Consider the following 18,603-nt stretch of genomic DNA (forward strand, 5'->3'; position numbering starts at 1 on the left):
CACGCAGGAGAAAGGGGAGTACCAGGAAGTATTTCCTGGTACTCCCCCTTTCTCCTGCGTGCCACTCTGGTGCTGTTAGGCGCGGGGCCTAATGGACCGCTGGGGCTGGGCTCAAGGATTCCAACTCGGCGAGGTCTTCCGCCGACAGGGCAATGGACGCTGCCTGCACGTTTTCTTCTAGATGCTGCACTTTGGAAGTGCCCGGAATCAGCAGGATGTTGGGTGAGCGGTGCAGCAGCCAGCTCAGGGCTATTTGCTGTTTGGTGGCGCCGTACTTTTGGCCAATCTGGTCGAGCTTACTCAACGCCTCTTGGTTGCCGCCACTGAGTGGATACCACGGAATAAAGGCCATGCCGTTTTGCGCGGTGTAGTTTAGCTCGGCTTCCCACTTGCGGTTGTCTACACTGTACATGTTCTGTACCGATGCCACCTTCACGTACTGCTGGGCTTTCTGAATCTGCTCGACGGTGACTTCCGAAAGGCCGATGTGCTTTACAAGCCCCTGCTCCTGCACTTCCTGCAAGAATTCCAGGGTTTTCTCAAATGGCACCTCAGGGTCTACCCGGTGCAGTTGGTACAAGTCAATCTGATCGAGCTTGAGGCGGGTGAGGCTACCCTCCAACGCTTCGCGCAAGTGGTTGGGGCTGGCGTCAATGGGCCATTGGTTGGGGCCAGTGCGGAGCAAGCCGCCCTTGGTCCCAATCACCAAGCCGGCGCGGTAGGGATGGAGCGCCTCCGCAATCAACTCTTCCGACACGTTGGGGCCGTAGCTGTCGGCGGTGTCAATGAAGTTGATCCCCAATTCTACGCTGCGCTTAAGCACCCGGATGCTTTCGTCGTGGTCCTGAGGTGGGCCCCAAATGCCCTCACCTGTGATGCGCATGGCGCCGTAGCCCATGCGGTTAATCGTTAAGTCGCCCCCTAGAGTATAAGTTGGCGAGAAGGTTGGCTTGGTTGTATCTGACATAGGAAAGAAAGTAGGGTTGATAGAATGGAGAATCCGTACGCGAATACGAAAGTCGAGTGACGCTAGAAGTAACAGACGAAATGAGAAATCGGCTTAGCCATTTGCGCACCCCGACATGCGCGGTATTTCAGCTGCTACAGGCGGAACTGTAATTACGGGGCGCCCATGAGGCAGAACTCAGTAGGATGTACTTGCCTTATGAAGCTTTCAAATTCTGAATTAGCCTTAGCCTTCGTGCTGGGGTGTTTATGACACGGCGTTAGTTTCTTGGTACATGGGTAGTACGTTTGCCCAAGCTGGCCGGGTTTCGGTCAGGACTAGTGAAGCAGTTCGCCGCTCCCCACTACCCGTACCGGTAGAGGACGCTTTTGCAGCAGCGCTGTCCTTTGTAGAGGGCAGTATCGGGTTGCTGTTGGTGCTGGGGTTATGTACGCGGCCTGCCCTCACAGCAGCTATGCAGTTATCCTCAGCCTCGTGTTTGGCAGTGCTTTGCTAGAGCAGTAGAATACGGTAGGCACCCAGATGGTGTACAGCCTTTTCTTGTTTGCTCTGATCCTGCACTGCCATCACAACTGCTTCCGCCTCGACCCCACACCCGCTGGGCAGTAACCTAGGATTGTGGGTATGTAAAACCCATGCTCAAGAAGATGAAAAAAATAGCTTGGTGGTCTATGGGTGAGTGGTATTGTGTTGGATATGAATGTGCTATGGTAGGTGCCTTCTGTTGGTGTAACTAAGCCCGTACAAGAGCTTTGGCTGCCTAAATTCCGCAACTGCTCTAGGGCCTTGCTTCTACTCAGTAGAAATATCCGACCCTGCCGGGCTGCTACCCGTTTAAGCCAACAACGCCTTTCTACTAGTTCATCCAACTTACTTCCTGACATATGAGCAAACACCTGTGGCAAACCGTGGGGTTGGGCACCTTGGCCGGTTTTCGGAGCATGACGGCGCCTGCCTTGTTGAGTAGCAACCTGCTACAATACCGTCCGAACACATTGGCAGGCTCGCCGCTGCGCTACTTGCAGAAACCCCTAGTCGCCCATGGCCTCAAACTGCTGGCCGCCGGCGAAATGACGGCTGATAAACTACCCCAGATGCCCGACCGCATTACGCCTACTGCTTTGCTGGGCCGTGCGGCGGCTGGTGCGCTGGTAGGTGCTACCCTGTACAAGATCAACCGGGGAAAACAGCTCAACGGCGCTTTGCTGGGCGGTCTGTCGGCCATTGCGGGCTCCTACATCAGCTATTTCCTGCGCAAGCGGGCCACTGAAACGTCTGGCTTGCCGAGTGGCTTGGTAGGCGGTTTCGAGGATCTGCTGACCTTAGGCACTGGCTTGGCCTTGGCCAAGGGCAGCAACGCTGGGGAGGCAGAGTCGCGCCGCTGGACGCTGTAGTACTACCGCAAAACTAGAAAAGCCCATTGGTGCTACACCAATGGGCTTTTCTAGTTTTGCGGAGGGCTTTAGGCTATTGCTCGCGTGAGGTGCCCCGGGCTTCCTGGTTCTGCTCTGGTAGGGTGTTGTTGGGCGAATTTGGACTGCCGGGCGAACCATCCAAACCAGCCTGATTCGATGTTTTCTGGTCGGCGGCAGAGCCTTTGCCAATGGGCGTATAGGCTTCATCGCCCCCACTAATGCTGTCAAGATTCGTTTCGGTGGAGCGGGCTTTGGGAGCCTCCGTGAAGTCTTGGCTTGCTTGGGGGTCTTTGCCAGGGGTATTGTTATAGTCGCAGGCGGGCAGGGTAGCGAGGAGGCCAGCGGCCACAAAAAAAGAAAAGGCGCGTTTCATACAGGAAAGAATAGAAAGTCGGGAGAACAAGTAGAATAGTAGGTAGACGGTAGGCAGGCGCTTTCAGTTACACGTACTGCCCATTGCCGTTGTAGTATTGTGCATGAATGCAGCTCAACCCGCCCCGGCAATCTTTAATTGGAGTGGAGGCAAAGACTCTGCCCTGGCCCTTTACCACACGCTACGCACGACCCAACTGCGCATTGAAACCCTATTTACGAGCGTTAATAGCCAGTATGAGCGGGTGTCTATGCATGGCGTGCGCCGGGAGCTACTAGAAGCGCAAGCCCAACGCATTGGTTTGCCGCTTACCACGCTGGAACTTCCCGAAACACCCAGTATGACCGAGTACGACGACCTGATGCGGGCGGCGCTGGCTCCCTGGCAGGCTCGCGGCGTATCGCACGCAGTCTTCGGCGACATTTACTTGGAAGATTTGCGCCGGTACCGCGAGGAGCAGCTTGCCAAAGTGGGTATGCAGGCCGTGTTTCCGTTGTGGCAGCGCCCAACGGCCGATATCTTGCGCGAGTATCTAGACCTCGGTTTTCGGGCGGTAGTTGTGTGCGTCAACGAGAAGTACTTGGATGCTAGTTTTTGCGGGCGTTTGCTGGACGAGGATTTCCTGCGCGACCTCCCAGCGGGCGTGGACGCCTGCGGAGAAAACGGCGAATACCACAGCTTCGTATTTGATACGCCATACTTTAGCAGCCCCATTTCCTTCCAGTGCGGCGACATTGTACGGCGTACCTATCAGCCCGCCACCAGTACCAGCCCTGACTCCGACGAAGCCGCACCTAGCGCCCCTTCTCCCTTCGATACCGGCTTCTGGTACTGCGACTTGCTACCGCAGGGAAATCAGTAAAGCATTGGTGCCACTGCCCAACAAAAAGCCCTTCCTCAAGTGCCTACACTAGGACCGGAGGAAGGGATTTTGCAGCACAGTTGGTTCTGGTTTATTTGTGCCAACGACCCTGTTCAAAGTGGCAGTCGGTGGCGGTGGCACCTTCACGCAGCACCCAGTTGCCGGGCTGCCTTAGCCACTGCAAGCGCCCGTCGGGTTCGGTATGGCGGGCAAAGTCGAGGGAGCACACGTCGATGGTTTCGGTTCCGATGCCGTTCACGCGCAGGTATTCCACGTAGTGCAAGGCCAGTTTTTCCTCATCAAGGCAGGAGCGGTGCAAGGCTAAGTTGTGCGCCGGGCTGGGCATAGCCGCCGATGGGTAGAGTAGCCCATCAAAGGCAGTACCTAGCTGGCAGGCCTCCGCAATGGCAATAGACATGCGGTAGTGGTGGGCCGAGTCATCATCGACAGTGCGGGTGAAAGCACGGGTGAGAAATCCGGCCAGAGCCCGGGTGTCGTCGGGTAGCTGGCGCAGGGCACGCCGTAGGGCGTGTTCACGGTCGGTGTGGGGGTCATCGGTACACACGTTGGCGTAGCCAAAGCTGACAATGCGCAGGGGTTTTTGGGTTTGCCAGCGTGCAATAACGATGTGGTCGTCGGGCTGCACGTGGGCTTCGAAGAAAGGTGGGTGCCAAGTGGCGCTACAATAGAAGACGGGCTCGCCAGCACGGTTGGCCCGCTGGTCGTGCTGAACGCGGTGCGCGGGTGGGTAGGATACTTCAGACAGGTAGGAGGGCCGCTGACCAGTAATGCCCCGGTACAACAACAAACCAGGAGCAAATTCTAAGCACCGCAGCGTTTGCCCTTCCAATAGCTCTTGTATACGCTCCACTAGCTCGTCAATAGAGTGCTTCCGCAAATCAAGCCGACTAAGGGAGGAGAGCTGCCGTCGAAAAGAAGGATTCTCATCAGATTGGGTGGGCATAAAAGACACAGTTTTCTGCAACGTGCCTTGCACCATACCGGCCATTGGCCAGCGGGGCGCAAGGCACGCTGTTAGAAATGGGTGGATATGAACGACAACAGAAACAGCCGAAAACAGCGCCCTGCTACTCCTTCGAGCCTAGTGCTTGTCTTGCTTCTTTAGCCAGAGGAGGCCTCCAAGTAATGCCAAGCTGGCTCCGGCAATCCAAACGGAGGCGGGTAGCTTGCTGGCGGAGGCACTGATAGCACGCCCGTAGCATCGGCCTCGGCGGGCTGGCCTACGTAACGGCCATGTGAGGGCACCGCCTTATGGTCGAAGTTTTCAACCAAATCGGAGAGTTGGTGCTGTAACTCTTGGCCTCGCATTGGAATGCCATGTCCGGTAGCGGCAATCTGTGGGTTGAGTTCCGCGAGTAAGGCTACCGAGGTGCGGGCCTGCTGCCAATTGGGCGTGAAGTAAGCGGGCGGGCCGTGTACTTCCTGAGTTTGCAGCCACACGGCCGTTCCCGACTCTTGCTTTGTAGTTACGAAGGCATCACCGGCCAGCAGCAGCTTGTCTTCTTCGCGGAAGAAAGAAACGTGACCGGGTGTATGGCCAGGTGTGAACACCCAGCGCCAACCGGGTAGAAATGGTACCGAACCATCCTCGGGCAGGGCCTGCACCCGGTCGCCCAAGTCTAGTGGCTTCTTCGGATATAGAAACGACATAGCGGCCATAGCTCCGCCGCCTACTGTTGGGTCTGGGGGCGGGTAGCTAGAGCGGCCAGTGAGGTAGGGCAGTTCCAACGTGTGGGCATACACGGGCACATTGGGCCAGGTCTCCAGCAAGTGAGGAAGGCCGCCCACGTGGTCGAAGTGGCCGTGGGTAAGCAGGATAGCCGCCGGTGGGTTGTCGGGGCCAAAAAGGGCGTCGGCGGTGTGCGCGAGCTTGGTGCCCGAACCTGGTAAGCCGGCGTCAACCAGTACCCAGGGGTCGGCAGGTTCGTTGGGGTTGCGCACGTAGTACACGTTCACGAATACATTGCGCAAGCCCCAAAGGCCCGGGGCCACGTAGGCCAAGGATGGGGTAGTAGCGCGGTTGGCAGTTGTTGACATAGCTTCAGAAAGACACAGAATGAGAGAACAGCAAAAGCGGAAAGGAAAACCCGGAGAGGCTTATGGTGCACAGCTACAAAGTACCTCGCGCACGGGTTGCACGGGTTGGTAGTTAGGCCGCGACACTTCTTTCATGTAGATGACATCGAGCTGACGAAGAGGGGCGTGCCCCGGTGTTTCGTGCCAGATGCGAAGCAAATAATTGCAGTAGTAAGGCCGCATGTACGCATTATCAACGAAGAGGTAGTTCTCCGAATACTTACGCCACCGGTCATTTTTGAACAGGGATACGACTGAAGCGGGCTTCTCGTACGTAACCACGGCCCCATCCCGGTTCAGGTCGAGGTGTTGGCCAGAGGTAGTAGTGCCATCCAGAATGTACCAGCCATCGTCTTTGAAGACTGAGGGCGCGAACATGCCCCAGTGTTGGTCGATGCGCACGAGGTGACCCAGCCACCGCAAGGGCTCCCGCATGGTCCAGCGTGGCTCGGCAATGGTATCGAGATTCCACCAGCACACATAAGCTAGTAAGCCTACTACCAGCCCATCACGCATGCTGCGCAACAAGCCTTGAATGCCGGTAGGCGGCTTCCAGGAAGCTTCCACTCGCAAGCCTACAGCTTGTTGCCAGGCGGTCAGCCGAGGCCGCCAGGGCTGAAGTCGGCCTTCTACCTGAGAGCCTAACCGCTGAGCGCGGGGCACTATATGGCGCTCTAGCCACGCCATAGTAGTAGGCGGTAGCAGCCCCATAATAGAGGCAATATTGATGATGAAGAACAGACCCACAAATAGTGTGAGGCTAATGCCCAAGTGAAAGCCTAGCATCACAATCACAAACAGCAGCCGCCAGAACGTCACCCGGAATGGAATGAAGAGCACGAAAGGCAGCAGCATTTCCATGTAGTACGTGGCAAACGTAAGCCAACGCATCAAATCGGGGTGGGGGTACAGCAGCCGGCCGCCGGGCATGAGCACTTGGTCGAGGCTCAAAGCGTAGTACAAAGCGGTGCCTCCTGGCTCCATTCGGGACTGCTTTTCAGCAAGGCCGTGCACCAGTACACCAGCGCCAACTGCACAATGTAGGCAATGGTAGCCGCGCTGAAGTACGTGAGCTGCTCCGGTTTGGGCTGCTTCTTACTATCAACAGAGTATACCCTACCCCATGGCAGGAAAAACCCCCAAAACAGCAGCATCCGCAGTAAATCGTCGCCGCCTTGCGAAATAAGAGGGTTACGGTTTTGTACGGATACCAGCAGAATCCACGACAGCGCCGTTACCAATCGGGTATGATACCCCACAAGCAAGGCTACGGCTAAGCCCGCTGCTATCAGAAAAAGAATAGCTTGCACCTGCCACAGCCCGCTGCTATTGTGCAGGGAAAAGCTGTATTGGTTCCAGCCATGCTCATACAGAGCCCCTAGCGGTAGTACGCCTAAGTTGGAGTAGTGTGCTTCCAGGTCAGTAGCCCGGATGCCTATATCCAAGAGCAGCACAGCAGCTACGGCCGCACGCAATAGGGCTAGGGCGCGTAAATCAAGAACAAACGGACGACGAAGGAGGGAGAGAATCCGAAGCATGCCGTACCAGGGAAGACCAGAGTAGGAAATAGAAAAAAAGGCGAAAAGACGCAACCACTAGTAGTAGCCGGCCTTTTCGCCTTTTGAGGCTAACGCGAACGTAGACCTGAATTAGCGCGTGGTGCTGCCGCTGGTAGTACCGGAAGTGGTAGAGCCAGAGGTGCTAGTGCCAGAAGTAGAAGAACCGGAAGTAGTGCGGCCCGACGTGGTACGGCCCGAAGCAGTAGTGCGGCCCGATGTGGTACGACCAGAGGTCATGCTGCCACTGGTAGTACGACCGGAAGTAGTACGGCCAGAGGCAGTAGTGCGGCCTGAGGTAGTACGGCCGGAAGTCATGCTGCCGCTAGTAGTGCCGCTGGTGGTAGTGCCGCTCGTCATGCTGCCCGAGGTAGAAGAACCACTGGTTACGCTACCGCTAGTAGTGCCAGACGTAGTGCCCATGGTAGTAGAACCGCTCGTAGACATAGAGCCGGCGGTAGTGCCCGAAGTGGTACCGCCCGCGGTTGTTCCACCGGCGGTGGTGCCGGAGGTGCTACCAGTTGTAGTACCTGAAGTAGTAGTGCCTTGCGTGCCTTGGTCGTTGCGCTGGGCGCTAGGAGCGGCATTCGTAACCTGAAGGCTACCTACGGCAATACCAGCTGCGCAAACAAACGTGGTGAGGCCAAAAGCCCAAGCGGAGAAAGGTGACTTTTTCATTGGATGGAAAGAAGATGGTGGATGGTGTCGTATCGGAATAGGAAAGTATTTTTAGGGCGTGACGCCTGCCGAGTCGGTGCCGGTCGTAGAGGAGCCAGCAGCATTGGTGCCGTTGTTAGCTCCGGTAGTAGGGCCGTTGCCGCCCATAGCGCCGTCGCCGGCCATGCTTTGCCCTTCGTTGGTGTTATTGGCACTACCGGCTGTTGAGGTACCCGAGGAGGCGTCAGCATTTTCGCTCTGGCTGCTTCCGCAAGCGCCTAGGGACAGGAGGCTCACAAAGCATGCGGCCAGCAGTATTCTGGGTTGTACAGACATACGTAGGAAATGAGGTGAAAAGAATGACCCCCCGGCATGGGTATCCAACTGCTCCATTTTCATCAAATTACTGCCGGGCTCCAGAAAACTCTATCCTCCTATACGGTCAGATGCGAACAGCAAATGACAATTAGCGGGAAGAATTTATACGTATTTTAAGATTGGAGATAAAAGTATAAATACGTAAGAGGGCTTTACGGGCCTCTTTAAAAGTAGGTTAGGATGGGCAGAGCTACTCGCAAGTGGCATACAAGCTAAACAGGCCGTAAGCGCCGTGTTTGCCCAAACAGAGAGCCAAATTTTGTTGTTACTTTCAGTGGGCTGCTACCTTATAGTCTGGCGTACCCTAGTACACGTACTACTCTAGGAACAGCGTTCTTCCCACCTCTTTTACATATCTGCGGCCATGGCATCCTCCTCTGCTACTATTCTATTTGATGGCGTTTGTAACCTGTGCAACGGGTTTGTGCAGTTTGTGATTGAGCACGATGCAGCCGGGCGTTTCCGCTTTGCAGCTCTCCAGTCTGAGAAGGGGAAAGCTCTGCTGCAAGCTCACGGCATTCAGCCCGTGGCTGAGCCCGGTACGGTAGTATTGGTGCAAGATGGTAAGGCCTACACCCACTCGGCGGCGGCGCTAGGCGTGCTGCGTGGGTTAGGTGGCTATTGGGCGGCGGCAGCTACGGTACTGCTGTTGTTGCCAAGGCCCATTCGCGACGCGGCGTACCGCCTAGTAGCCCGTAACCGCTACCGTTGGTTTGGGCGGCAGGAGTCGTGCTGGCTGCCTACCCCCGAGCTGGCCGCTCGGTTTCTATAAGTTTCCTAGCCACTCAGCAGCAATAAATAGCCACGGGCCTCTCGGGCCGAAAGGTGGCAGCGTTGTGTTCCTACCCGGTAGTACTACCAAGTAACCACCGGTCAATTCTCTCCTTATGCAAGCTCTTGTTCTGGATGGTATCAACCAGCCTCTCCAACTCCGCGACGTTCCTACTCCCCAACCCGGCCCCGGTGAGGTACTTGTGCAGCTCCACGCTGCAGCCCTTAACCACCGCGACGTTTGGATTCAGAAGGGGCAGTACGCGGGCCTAAAGTTTCCGATTGTTCTGGGCGCCGATGGGGCGGGCATCGTTGCCGCCCTTGGCGAAGGCGTAGAGCAGGTCCTGCTTCACCAGCCCGTACTCATCAACCCCGGTCAAAATTGGGGCGACAACCCCGCGGCCCAGGGCCGCGACTTCCAGATTCTGGGCTTGCCGCAAGATGGCACCTTTGCCGAGTTTGTATGCGTACCAGCCCGGTATGTCCGGCCCAAACCCGCGTACCTGAGCTTTGAACAAGCAGCCGCTCTCCCCTTGGGCGGTGTTACGGCCTACCGCGCCACGTTCACGCGGGCCCAGGTGCGTCCTGGCGAGCGGGTACTCGTGAGTGGGGTAGGTGGGGGCGTAGCTCTACTTGCCTTGCAGATGGCCGTAGCCATTGGTGCTGAGGTGTGGGTCACTTCTGGTTCAGATGAGAAGATTGCCAAAGCTGTGGCGTTAGGAGCCAAAGGAGGAGCCAACTATAAAACCGAAAACTGGCCCGCTACGCTAACTAAAGAAGCGGGAGGCGGCTTCGATGTGGTTATCGACAGCGCCGCCGGCTCCGGCTTCAATAACTTAGTAGATGCCGCTGCTCCTGGTGGGCGGATTGTGTTCTATGGCGCTACCCAAGGTGATATTCCAAACGTAGCGGCGCGCAAAATATTCTGGAAACAGCTGTCCGTGCTAGGCTCTACCATGGGCACCGAACAAGATTTTGCCGCTATGATAAACCTATTCGAGCAACACCGCATTGAGCCAGCAGTAGACCAAATCTTTTCGTTAGCTGAAGGCGAAAAGGCGTTGCGTCATATGGATGAAAGCCTACAGTTTGGGAAAATTATTCTGCAAATAAAGTCTTGATTCGCAGCTAGTTGTACAGGCTGTCTTTTGCGGAAAAATGCAAGAAAAAGTCCTCGTTCTGGGAATGATACTGGCCCCAAATCGGTTCTATAGCTGACTGAAATTATAAGCTGACTTTCTCTTGCCATCTGGATATGAAAACGCCTGCTGAATACTTGAATTGCCCCGTTTTTGAGCTCACGTACCCCACCGGCGAGGCGGCCGAATCGGTGCCCGTTGTAGCGTACAACGATGCAATCCAGGCTGTGGAAGCAGCTCTGGCTGATGCGGAGAAGTACAAATACCTGCTAATGCGCGCCCTGCGTCGTCATGCTGCCGAAACTAAGCAGTATCCGGGCCCAGTAGCCCTGCCATCAGCCGAAACAGAAACACGAGTTTTGCCTCTTTACTCGCCCGATGAGTTGGCGGCTTAACGGCACACTATCCTACACAAAGGCGCCCCACTAGCCAAGCTAGTGGGGCGCTTTTGTGTACCAGCATATTCCTCTCGCCACTATATGGCCAGCTTTTGTACCCGTAAGGTCTGGCTACCCGCTGGTGAGGTCAGGCGTAAGAAATATAGCCCCGCCGGCAAATCAGCTACGTTAGAAATAGTGCTAGTTTGGCTTCCAGCGGCTTGGTTGGTCAACTGCTGACGGCTCACTACACGCCCAAGAGTTGATAACAGTTCCAGTGATACTGCCCCTGCCACACGTTGCTCATAGCGGATGGTTAAGTTGTCGCTGAAAGGTGATGGGAAAGCCACTAGTTCCAGTTCGGTGGTACGTTGCGCCTGGGTGCTAGTAATGCTGCCATTCGGGCGGCCCGGTAGGTTATTGTCCATCCACAGAAGGCGGTCGTGTACCCACTGCTTGATGTTGCTGATTTCACCAGCGTAGGAAGTAGCAATGGGTTCTGGGTTGGGCCATACATACTGCCCCATGATCGGCCAGGCCTGAAAATTGCGTTCCTGGCTTTCGTTGAGTTGTGTAGCCGAGGAATCAATCATGTGGTACAAGTGCTCCTCGCTTAGCTGCGCACTGCGCAAAACCGTCCAGCGGCTGTAAAGTGCCTCCGTGAAAGCAGGGTCTTGCAGCAAGCGCCGACGCCAGAAAGGTCCCGTTTGTGTGTACTGCCAGCCCTCGGTTAAATGGCTGTCATTGTAGTTGGCGTTGTGCCAGGCCAGATCAAAATCCCATACGGGTCCCATTACCAGCTTGCCACCTTTGCTACTGCGGTCCTTATAGAAGAAAGTGCTGGAGTAGAAAGAATCGACGTTACGGCTGAGCTCTGTAAGCAGGAAATAGTCTATGAAAGAAGGTACGTCCAGATAGCGACGGTAGCCCACGGTCGGGTCGGTAAAGTTGGGACCGGCCAAGGCGACTTCAAAGCTGTCTACGTAAGCCGCAATGTAGTTGAGCTGGGCTGGCACTAAGTCCTTCAACTTGGGGTATTCTACCTGAATGTAAGGAGCCGCGTTGGTAGGAAAATCAGGGTCTGCTTGCCGAGAGTAGAAACCGCCGGCTGGGGTGCCAGTTAGTTTATCTAATTTCAACAGGTAACCGCCCGTTACGGCATCACCACGTACATCGGTGCTTTTTAGCTTGCTAATGTTTACGCGGCTGCTACCCCGCTTGATCTTCTCTCCAAGAACATATACGCCCTTATACTCACCATTCAAAAATAGCTCGCAGTAGCGGCTACGGCTGGCGTATTGTCCTAACTGAGACGCCAGCTCATAAGTGAGGGAGTTGCGTAGGAGCGTTTTGTCGGCGTAGTTGGCTGTGAGCACCCAGTCGTGTTCAGCGGGCATTCCGAGCAAGGTGGTATCTAACTCTTCTCCATCACGGTCAAGCGTCTCCAGGCCGTAGCTTTTCTTGGGCATTGACTGCGACGATGAACCGCGTAGCTCAATACCAATACGCCCTTTGTATTGGTTGGGGACATCCGTAAGCGCATTGCGCTGGCCCGGACCACGGTCGATAATGCGCATCTGTGCGGCGACTTTCGGATCGTCTACAATCGTGCTGCCTTGCGTATCAATAACGACTAAGGGAAGATTAGAATCCGCAAATGGTGGGGCCACCTGGCCGAGTGTGGGTAGGGTAGTGCCTGCAAAAAGTAGAAGCGGTAACAGTAGCTTCATAGAGTATAATAAGGGAAGATGTAACCGGGACGAATAGATCCGCTTGCGCTAACAAGCAACCTCTGATAAAAGAGGGTCTTCTATAATGGAAGCGCGAAGGAATGGTAAAATAGTTGTACTATAGCAAGTGTGTTACCTTTTTATTATTTATTTAATATCTTTAATTTAAATATAACAAACCACACTATGCAGGTTCTTCGGGGGGCAAGAGTAGCGCGCCAAATTGTATTTATTCTACTGTTGAGTTTGTCGAGCCTTGCATCCTTACAGGCGCAGCGCTTCGCTGTTGTTGGCGACTTCGGCTCGGGCCGCTCTACAGAAGGAGATGTAGCCAAATTGATAAATAGCTGGCAGCCGGAGTTTATCATTACCATGGGCGACAACAATTATGAGAGAGGAAGTGCCGCTACTATTGATGCCAACATTGGGCAGTTCTACCACAGATACATCAATAACTACAAGGGTAGCTATGGGGCGGGCTCTAGTACTCCTCGGTTTTTCCCCAGCTTAGGCAATCATGATTTATATACGTCGCTTGGGCAACCCTACTTCGACTACTTCACGCTGCCTGGTAACGAGCGGTATTATGATTTTGTGCGTGGCAACGTGCACTTCTTTGTATTGAATAGCGACGAAACCGAACCCGACGGCAATACCAGCGAATCGGTGCAGGCGCGCTGGTTGCGAGCGAGACTAGCAGCGGCCACCGAGCCGTGGAAGGTTGTGTACATGCATCATGCGCCCTACTCTTCAGGCCCGCACGGTAGCACAGTTGCGTTGCAGTGGCCTTACCGGGCCTGGGGAGCCTCCGTGGTGCTAGCTGGCCACGACCACCAGTATGAGCGCCTACAGGTAGATAGCCTCACCTACATAGTGAACGGGCTGGGCGGTCACAGTCGCTACTCCACGTTGGCGCCGGTGCCAGGCAGTCGGTTCCGATACACGGGTAATTATGGAGCTATGCGTGTGCAAGCCAGCCCCGATAGTCTACACTTTGCCTTTATAACGCGTAGTGGGCAGCTTATCGAGCAGTTTACCCTGCGGCAACCCGTTAGCACAGAAATTCTTAGCGTACTTCCCAACCCATTTACGACTAGTGCCAAGGTTACGGTGCAGTTGCCAACAGCGGGACCAGTAGTAGTGCGGGTCGTTAGCGCATCGGGGCAGGAGGTTGCGCGCTTGTACGAGGGTGCACTAGCGGCCGGTTCTCACGTGCTACGCTGGAACCGGCAGGCGCTTCCGCAAGGTGTGTACTACGTACAACTCCTGGCGGAAGGGCGACGCTATGCCCTAGCTGTGCAGGTGCAGTAAGTTTGGTAGAGGTAGCACAAACACTAAACAGTGGGCCCTAAATAATGCAGGCCGCCCCCTCCAACGTGAGGAAGAGGCGGCCTGATCGGGTTTCAAAAAGTAGGCTTACAAGTACTGGCCCGGCACTAAGTAATTGCGCACGTAGTCCGAAATGCCGTCCTCCAGGCGGGTAAAGGGCTGGGTGTAGCCAATGCTGCGCAGCTTGCTCATATCGGCTTGGGTAAAGTATTGGTAGGTGTCGCGAATATCTTCGGGCGTATCCCGGAATCGGATGTCAGCCGTGCGGTCGAGGGCTGCGAAGGTGTTCAGGGTAAGATCGAGGAAAGTGCGTGCCTCGCCAGTGCCTAAGTTATAAATGCCGGAGTGCTGTCGGTTGTGCATCAGGAAGTAGCACACGTCTACCACGTCTTTCACATATACAAAGTCGCGCTGCTGCTCTCCGTCGGCATACTCTGGGTTGTGCGAACGGAACAAGGTCATCGAGCCGGTGTCTAAGATTTGACGGTAGGCGTGCAGAATGACGGAAGCCATGCGTCCCTTATGGTATTCGTTGGGACCATATACATTGAAGAACTTCAACCCGGCCCAGAAAAAAGGCTTTTCGGGCTGGCTTACGGCCCAGTTGTCAAAATCATTCTTCGAGTCGCCGTAGGGGTTTAGGGGGCGAAGTAGAGGTAGGAGGGCATCCTCATCAGAGTAGCCAGAGTGCCCGACCCATAGGTAGCGGCAGATGATGCGTACACCAGCGGCAACTGGTAGCGTACGCAGGCCTGCCACATTTTCTTGGAGTAGTCTAGGTTGAGGACGTTGAGCACGTCGCGGTTCTGTTCGGTCGTGTCCGTGCGAGCTCCTAGGTGGAAAATGAACTCCACTTGCTCGTGGTTGGCATCCAGCCACTCAAAAAATTCTTCACGGTCTACATACTCACGCAGGTGCTTTCCTTTCAGGTTGGCAAGCTTGCGCTCCTCATTGAAGTTGTCCACCACCACGATATCGTTGAAGTTGGCGGCATTGAGGCGGGTGACAAGACAGCTGGCAATAAAGCCGGCGGCTCCGGTAACGACTATCATAGGGCAGAAATTTGGGCAAAAGTAGGCAGACACCGCGTAAGCTTGGCAGTGGTAGCTTGCAAAAGAGAGTACAACAATCAGATTGGAGTCTGGTTGACCTTGCGCGGCTATACGAGCTGCAGCTCACTGCGGCTACAAATCGGCTAATACCTCGCCGCCCTTACCTTTGCTTGCATGCCTCCACGCCGCCGTTTCGCCCGCCTGCTACCGCTCTTGCTGGTACTATTTGCCTGTAATCCCGACAAACCAGCTTCCAAGACGCCCGCCGCGGCCGCGCCGCAGCACCTCACCGATGACTTGGGCCGCTCCCTAACGGTACCTGCCAACCCGCGCCGTATTATGGGGCTAGCTCCCTCGGCCACCGAAATGCTCTTCGCCGTGGCCGATACCGCTACCATCGTGGCGCGCACCCAAGTATGCGACTATCCTGCTGCGGCCTTACGCAAGCCTGTGATTAGCAGCTACCCCCTCGACATGGAGCGCCTGGTAGCCCTGCACCCGGATATCATCTTTACCGTGGAGGGTATAACCTCACCCGACGATGCGGCGCGGCTAGAGAAATTTGGCATACCCGTCTATTATCAACGCTTCGAGAAGGTAGAAGATGTGTTCACAGGTTTGCTGACCATTGGCCAGATCTTACACCGTGAGCCACAAGCCCGCCGCCTCACAGACTCCCTGCGTGCTGAGCTGCGCGCTGTGACAGCACCAGCTTCGGTCGCGGTGGCGCCACGCGTACTAGCCATCACCTGGCAGGACCCCATCTACGTGTATGGCCAAAACACGCTATTTACTGACAAAATCAGGCTGGCAGGCGGGCAAAACGCCGTGACGGAAAAGTTTGCCCAGCCCTACCCAGCCCTCACCCGCGAGTATATCCTGAAGCTGAATCCCGACATGCTTATTGGCGGAAGCTTTGAAAAGCTAGACAGCTCCTTTTTTCGGAAGTATCCTGAGCTTCGGCGCATCGGGGCGTATCAGTCGCGGCACGTATTCGGAATCACCGGCAACCTGATGGAACGCCCGGGGCCGCGGGTAGTGGAGTCGGTGCGGGAGTTACGCCGGTTGGTGCAAGCTTCCGCGGCATCAGTGGTAGCACCACGCTAGCCACTTTTACTGCTACACCTGTATGAATCGGCCCGCTCTGCCCTGGATTTTGGCTAGTTTGCTCCTAACGGTAGTGTTGTTGGCTGTGGGCCTGCGGGTGGGTAGCTACGAAACAAGTTACGCGCTCATCAGGCAAGCCCTGCTGCACTATGATCCGCAAAACCCAGCCCAGTTAGTGCTGATAGAGTTGCGCCTGCCTCGCCTACTGCTAGCCTTGCTAGCAGGCGGCGGCTTAGCCTTTAGCGGATACCTCATGCAGGCCATGGTGAACAACCCCATGGCCGACCCCTATTTATTGGGCACTGCTTCGGGTGGAGCACTGGGGGCTATTCTCACGTTTGCGTTGCTCCCCAATCTGGTTGTTGGCGGTATTTACCTGCCTCCGGTGGCCGCTCTGCTGGGGGCACTGTGTACTACGCTGGTGGTCGTTGTGCTAGGCTCCCGGCGGGGGCAGCTTATACCTACCCAAATGCTGTTGGTGGGAGTAGCAGTTGGCTCGCTTACTACTGCCTTGGGAGGCCTGCTCACGTTTCTGGCTAGCAGTCAGGAAAAGCTGCGCACCATCACGTTCTGGTCTATGGGCGGTTTTGAGAAAGCCAGTTGGGACGTGCTACCCTATCCTGCTGGGGCGCTCCTGGTAGCGCTGGGCGTATTTGTGGTAGTACAGCAGGACCTCAATATCTTACTGCTAGGGGAGGAGAGGGCCCAGGCCTTGGGGGTGCACGTAGCCCGCACCCGCTGGATTCTACTTATCACGGCGTCTTTGCTGACGGGATGTGCCGTTGCGCTGTGTGGACCAGTGGGCTTCGTAGGACTCATGGTTCCTCACCTCACCCGCTGGATTCTTGGTGTCACGGGCCGAGCCAACCTCCTGTTCTGTGCGCTGCTAGGCGGCAACTTTCTGCTGCTCTGCGACCTGCTGGCCCGCCTGCTCTACCCACCAGCCGGACTACCAGTAGGACTGGTCACTGCCCTGTTCGGCGTACCGTTCTTCGTATATTTGCTGCGAAAACAAGGGTCTAGCGCGTAGGACGCCACGGCTTGTGGTACGTGGCAGGTAGTTCATTCGTCACCCCAGCCAAGGCCCCAACGTGTAAGACATCAACACCCTACTATGGTATACATCAGCCGACAGGAGCACTTCAATGCGGCCCACAAGCTCTACAACCCTGCTTGGAGTGAGGAGCGCAACCGCGAAGTCTTCGGCCCCTGTGCCAACGCCAACTGGCATGGCCACAATTACGACCTCATTGTCACCGTCAAAGGCAAGCCCGATCCCGAAACCGGGTTTGTTATTGACCTTAAGCAGCTTAGTACGGTTATTCGTACCCACGTAGTAGATCAGGTAGATCATAAGAACCTGAACATTGACGTGCCTTTCATGCAAGGCCAACTGGCCAGCACCGAAAACCTAGTAATTGCGTTCTGGAACATTCTCCAACCTGAGATTGAACGTATCTCGCCAGCCCGGTTGCACAGCATCAAACTCTACGAAACACCTCGCAACTTTGTGGAATACTTCGGCGAGGACAATTAAAAAATGAGAAGCAGAAGGGGGTAAGTGCTACGCTGTAGAGCACCAGCTGCCCCCTCCGTTTCTACTTTTTTGTCCTCAGTTTTTACTTGCAATGAAATACTACCTGATAGCTGGCGAACGTTCCGGCGACTTTCACGCTGCTAACCTTATGCGCGAGTTGCGTCAGCAGGACCCCCAAGCCGAGTTTCGTTGCTGGGGCGGCGATATGATGCAAGCCGCAGGTGGCGAACTGGTTCACCACTACCAGGAGATGGCCATCATGGGGTTTTGGGAGGCTGCTACTAGCATCCTAAAATTCCGGGGCTACCTGAAAGAATGTCAGCAAGACCTGTTGACTTACAAACCCGACGTAGTGATTCTGGTAGATTATGCCGGGTTCAACATGCGGGTAGCCAAGTTTGCTAAGGCTAATGGGGTAAAGGTATTCTACTACATCTCACCTAAAATATGGGCCTGGAACCAAGGACGGGTACATAAGGTGAAGGCACTAGTAGACAAGATGTTTGTCATACTGCCCTTCGAGGAAGAGTTCTACCAACGCTTCGATTACAAAGTTGACTACATCGGGAACCCTACCGCCGATGCGGTAGGTGAGCACCGCAAGACCGACGATTTTCACGAACGGAACGGGCTAGACCCTATGCGCCCCATTATTGCGGTGCTGCCAGGCTCGCGTAAGCAGGAAATTGAAGAGATGCTCTATGAGATGGTAGCCATCCTGCCACCCTTCCTCGATTATCAGTTCATCGTGGCAGGCGTCGACAACCTCGACCGGAACTACTACGCCAATTTCGAGCGTAACAACGTCCGGATTCTCTTTGATCAAACCTATGATCTGCTGGCTCATGCTACGGCCGCTTTAGTAACCAGCGGTACCGCCACCCTCGAAACAGCTTTATTTGATGTTCCTCAGGTGGTATGCTACCGCACGAGTGCGGTGTCGTACACCATCAGCAAAGCCGTTATCAAGGTGCCGTATATTTCGCTGGTAAATCTCATTGCGGGTAAGGAGGTAGTCAAAGAACTTATCCAAAGTGAGTTCAACTCCCGCAACCTGGTTGCGGAACTCAAGAAAATTACGGCTGATGAAGGATTCATTGCCGAGCAGAAAGCCGGCTACGCTGAAATTCGTGAGAAGCTAGGCCAGCAACGTGCAGCAGCAAAAGCTGCGAAGCTAATGGTAGGGTATTTAGGCAAAATCTAGGCAGTCCACGCCGTTTCTGTTTCAGCCATTACAAATACCAAAAAAGGCGGCA

The 18,603-nt window shown here is 55.3% G+C and carries 19 protein-coding genes and 1 pseudogene; 10 read left to right on the forward strand and 10 right to left on the reverse strand.

The window, feature by feature from the left end; translation table 11 throughout:
- Positions 1–88: 88 nt before the first annotated feature.
- A complete protein-coding gene (locus VI25_RS19375) occupies positions 89–967 on the reverse strand; it encodes an aldo/keto reductase (RefSeq protein ID WP_045690293.1) in 879 nt (292 codons plus the stop codon).
- Between the two features lie 884 nt (positions 968–1,851).
- Between VI25_RS19375 and VI25_RS19380 the strand changes: the two genes are divergently transcribed.
- Positions 1,852–2,361: a DUF4126 family protein gene (locus tag VI25_RS19380; protein WP_045690294.1), complete on the forward strand. Its 510-nt coding sequence runs from the start codon at positions 1,852–1,854 to the stop codon at positions 2,359–2,361.
- 73 nt (positions 2,362–2,434) lie between these two features.
- Here the strand turns inward: VI25_RS19380 and VI25_RS19385 are convergent, their stop codons facing one another.
- Positions 2,435–2,755: a hypothetical protein gene (locus VI25_RS19385; RefSeq protein WP_045687214.1), complete on the reverse strand. Its 321-nt coding sequence runs from the start codon at positions 2,753–2,755 to the stop codon at positions 2,435–2,437.
- A gap of 103 nt (positions 2,756–2,858) precedes the next feature.
- Here VI25_RS19385 and VI25_RS19390 point away from each other — a divergent pair, with 103 nt between their 5' ends.
- A complete protein-coding gene (locus VI25_RS19390) occupies positions 2,859–3,617 on the forward strand; it encodes a diphthine--ammonia ligase (protein WP_045687213.1) in 759 nt (252 codons plus the stop codon).
- 91 nt (positions 3,618–3,708) lie between these two features.
- Here VI25_RS19390 and VI25_RS19395 read toward each other — a convergent pair whose 3' ends face one another.
- The 6 genes from VI25_RS19395 to VI25_RS19420 form a co-directional block, all read right to left on the reverse strand.
- Complete coding sequence (locus VI25_RS19395) at positions 3,709–4,581, reverse strand: RES family NAD+ phosphorylase (protein ID WP_161806986.1); 873 nt, start codon at positions 4,579–4,581, stop codon at positions 3,709–3,711.
- 158 nt (positions 4,582–4,739) lie between these two features.
- The gene (locus VI25_RS19400) at positions 4,740–5,675 is read right to left on the reverse strand and encodes an MBL fold metallo-hydrolase (RefSeq protein WP_082455705.1); all 936 of its coding nucleotides are present in this window, start codon (positions 5,673–5,675) and stop codon (positions 4,740–4,742) included.
- A gap of 60 nt (positions 5,676–5,735) precedes the next feature.
- Entirely contained in the window at positions 5,736–6,665 is a 930-nt protein-coding gene (locus tag VI25_RS27215) for a hypothetical protein (protein ID WP_236705142.1), read from the reverse strand.
- Entirely contained in the window at positions 6,662–7,252 is a 591-nt protein-coding gene (locus tag VI25_RS27220; protein ID WP_052694945.1) for an HTTM domain-containing protein, read from the reverse strand. The genes VI25_RS27215 and VI25_RS27220 overlap by 4 nt, the downstream gene beginning before the upstream one ends.
- A gap of 111 nt (positions 7,253–7,363) precedes the next feature.
- A complete protein-coding gene (locus tag VI25_RS24865) occupies positions 7,364–7,948 on the reverse strand; it encodes a hypothetical protein (RefSeq protein ID WP_152981711.1) in 585 nt (194 codons plus the stop codon).
- A gap of 51 nt (positions 7,949–7,999) precedes the next feature.
- Entirely contained in the window at positions 8,000–8,263 is a 264-nt protein-coding gene (locus VI25_RS19420) for a hypothetical protein (protein WP_055562758.1), read from the reverse strand.
- 406 nt (positions 8,264–8,669) lie between these two features.
- On the opposite strand from VI25_RS19420, the gene VI25_RS19425 reads away from it, so the two are divergent.
- The 3 genes from VI25_RS19425 (at position 8,670) to VI25_RS19435 (ending at position 10,610) form a co-directional block, all read left to right on the forward strand.
- A complete protein-coding gene (locus VI25_RS19425) occupies positions 8,670–9,077 on the forward strand; it encodes a thiol-disulfide oxidoreductase DCC family protein (protein WP_045687208.1) in 408 nt (135 codons plus the stop codon).
- A 115-nt stretch (positions 9,078–9,192) separates the two neighbouring features.
- A complete protein-coding gene (locus VI25_RS19430) occupies positions 9,193–10,197 on the forward strand; it encodes a zinc-binding dehydrogenase (RefSeq protein ID WP_045687207.1) in 1,005 nt (334 codons plus the stop codon).
- A gap of 134 nt (positions 10,198–10,331) precedes the next feature.
- Positions 10,332–10,610 (forward strand): hypothetical protein, encoded by a 279-nt coding sequence (locus VI25_RS19435; protein WP_045687206.1) that lies wholly within the window; start codon positions 10,332–10,334, stop codon positions 10,608–10,610.
- A gap of 80 nt (positions 10,611–10,690) precedes the next feature.
- Here VI25_RS19435 and VI25_RS19440 read toward each other — a convergent pair whose 3' ends face one another.
- A complete protein-coding gene (locus VI25_RS19440) occupies positions 10,691–12,322 on the reverse strand; it encodes a CotH kinase family protein (RefSeq protein ID WP_045687205.1) in 1,632 nt (543 codons plus the stop codon).
- 246 nt (positions 12,323–12,568) lie between these two features.
- Between VI25_RS19440 and VI25_RS19445 the strand changes: the two genes are divergently transcribed.
- Positions 12,569–13,633 (forward strand): metallophosphoesterase, encoded by a 1,065-nt coding sequence (locus tag VI25_RS19445; protein WP_052694943.1) that lies wholly within the window; start codon positions 12,569–12,571, stop codon positions 13,631–13,633.
- Positions 13,634–13,738: 105 nt separating this feature from the next.
- Here the strand turns inward: VI25_RS19445 and rfaD are convergent.
- A pseudogene (rfaD, locus tag VI25_RS19450) lies at positions 13,739–14,703 on the reverse strand (ADP-glyceromanno-heptose 6-epimerase).
- Positions 14,704–14,877: 174 nt separating this feature from the next.
- Between rfaD and VI25_RS19455 the strand changes: the two are divergent.
- From VI25_RS19455 to lpxB, 4 genes are all read left to right on the forward strand, one after another.
- A complete protein-coding gene (locus VI25_RS19455; protein WP_045687203.1) occupies positions 14,878–15,810 on the forward strand; it encodes an ABC transporter substrate-binding protein in 933 nt (310 codons plus the stop codon).
- Between the two features lie 22 nt (positions 15,811–15,832).
- Positions 15,833–16,840, forward strand: a complete 1,008-nt coding sequence (locus VI25_RS19460) for a FecCD family ABC transporter permease (RefSeq protein WP_045687202.1) — start codon at positions 15,833–15,835, stop codon at positions 16,838–16,840.
- Between the two features lie 84 nt (positions 16,841–16,924).
- Positions 16,925–17,347, forward strand: a complete 423-nt coding sequence (locus VI25_RS19465; RefSeq protein ID WP_045687201.1) for a 6-pyruvoyl trahydropterin synthase family protein — start codon at positions 16,925–16,927, stop codon at positions 17,345–17,347.
- A 91-nt stretch (positions 17,348–17,438) separates the two neighbouring features.
- Positions 17,439–18,551 carry a lipid-A-disaccharide synthase gene (gene lpxB, locus VI25_RS19470; RefSeq protein WP_045687200.1) on the forward strand — a complete coding sequence of 371 codons (1,113 nt, stop codon included), beginning with the start codon at positions 17,439–17,441 and terminating at the stop codon, positions 18,549–18,551.
- Positions 18,552–18,603 lie beyond the last annotated feature (52 nt).

The organism is Hymenobacter sp. AT01-02 (assembly GCF_000961955.2).
GTDB classification, from domain to species: Bacteria; Bacteroidota; Bacteroidia; order Cytophagales; family Hymenobacteraceae; genus Hymenobacter; species Hymenobacter mucosus.

What these genes read in the sequence shown, in the direction of transcription:
- VI25_RS19395 (WP_161806986.1), bottom strand. Translation starts at nt 4,581, where the DNA reads ATGCCCACCCAATCTGATGAGAATCCTTCTTTTCGACGGCAGCTCTCC.
- VI25_RS19440 (WP_045687205.1), bottom strand. Translation starts at nt 12,322, where the DNA reads ATGAAGCTACTGTTACCGCTTCTACTTTTTGCAGGCACTACCCTACCC.
- VI25_RS19465 (WP_045687201.1), top strand. Translation starts at nt 16,925, where the DNA reads ATGGTATACATCAGCCGACAGGAGCACTTCAATGCGGCCCACAAGCTC.
- VI25_RS19390 (WP_045687213.1), top strand. Translation starts at nt 2,859, where the DNA reads ATGAATGCAGCTCAACCCGCCCCGGCAATCTTTAATTGGAGTGGAGGC.
- VI25_RS19425 (WP_045687208.1), top strand. Translation starts at nt 8,670, where the DNA reads ATGGCATCCTCCTCTGCTACTATTCTATTTGATGGCGTTTGTAACCTG.
- VI25_RS24865 (WP_152981711.1), bottom strand. Translation starts at nt 7,948, where the DNA reads ATGAAAAAGTCACCTTTCTCCGCTTGGGCTTTTGGCCTCACCACGTTT.
- VI25_RS27220 (WP_052694945.1), bottom strand. Translation starts at nt 7,252, where the DNA reads ATGCTTCGGATTCTCTCCCTCCTTCGTCGTCCGTTTGTTCTTGATTTA.
- VI25_RS19420 (WP_055562758.1), bottom strand. Translation starts at nt 8,263, where the DNA reads ATGTCTGTACAACCCAGAATACTGCTGGCCGCATGCTTTGTGAGCCTC.
- VI25_RS19455 (WP_045687203.1), top strand. Translation starts at nt 14,878, where the DNA reads ATGCCTCCACGCCGCCGTTTCGCCCGCCTGCTACCGCTCTTGCTGGTA.
- lpxB (WP_045687200.1), top strand. Translation starts at nt 17,439, where the DNA reads ATGAAATACTACCTGATAGCTGGCGAACGTTCCGGCGACTTTCACGCT.
- VI25_RS19385 (WP_045687214.1), bottom strand. Translation starts at nt 2,755, where the DNA reads ATGAAACGCGCCTTTTCTTTTTTTGTGGCCGCTGGCCTCCTCGCTACC.
- VI25_RS19430 (WP_045687207.1), top strand. Translation starts at nt 9,193, where the DNA reads ATGCAAGCTCTTGTTCTGGATGGTATCAACCAGCCTCTCCAACTCCGC.
- VI25_RS19380 (WP_045690294.1), top strand. Translation starts at nt 1,852, where the DNA reads ATGAGCAAACACCTGTGGCAAACCGTGGGGTTGGGCACCTTGGCCGGT.
- VI25_RS19460 (WP_045687202.1), top strand. Translation starts at nt 15,833, where the DNA reads ATGAATCGGCCCGCTCTGCCCTGGATTTTGGCTAGTTTGCTCCTAACG.
- VI25_RS19375 (WP_045690293.1), bottom strand. Translation starts at nt 967, where the DNA reads ATGTCAGATACAACCAAGCCAACCTTCTCGCCAACTTATACTCTAGGG.
- VI25_RS19435 (WP_045687206.1), top strand. Translation starts at nt 10,332, where the DNA reads ATGAAAACGCCTGCTGAATACTTGAATTGCCCCGTTTTTGAGCTCACG.
- VI25_RS19400 (WP_082455705.1), bottom strand. Translation starts at nt 5,675, where the DNA reads ATGTCAACAACTGCCAACCGCGCTACTACCCCATCCTTGGCCTACGTG.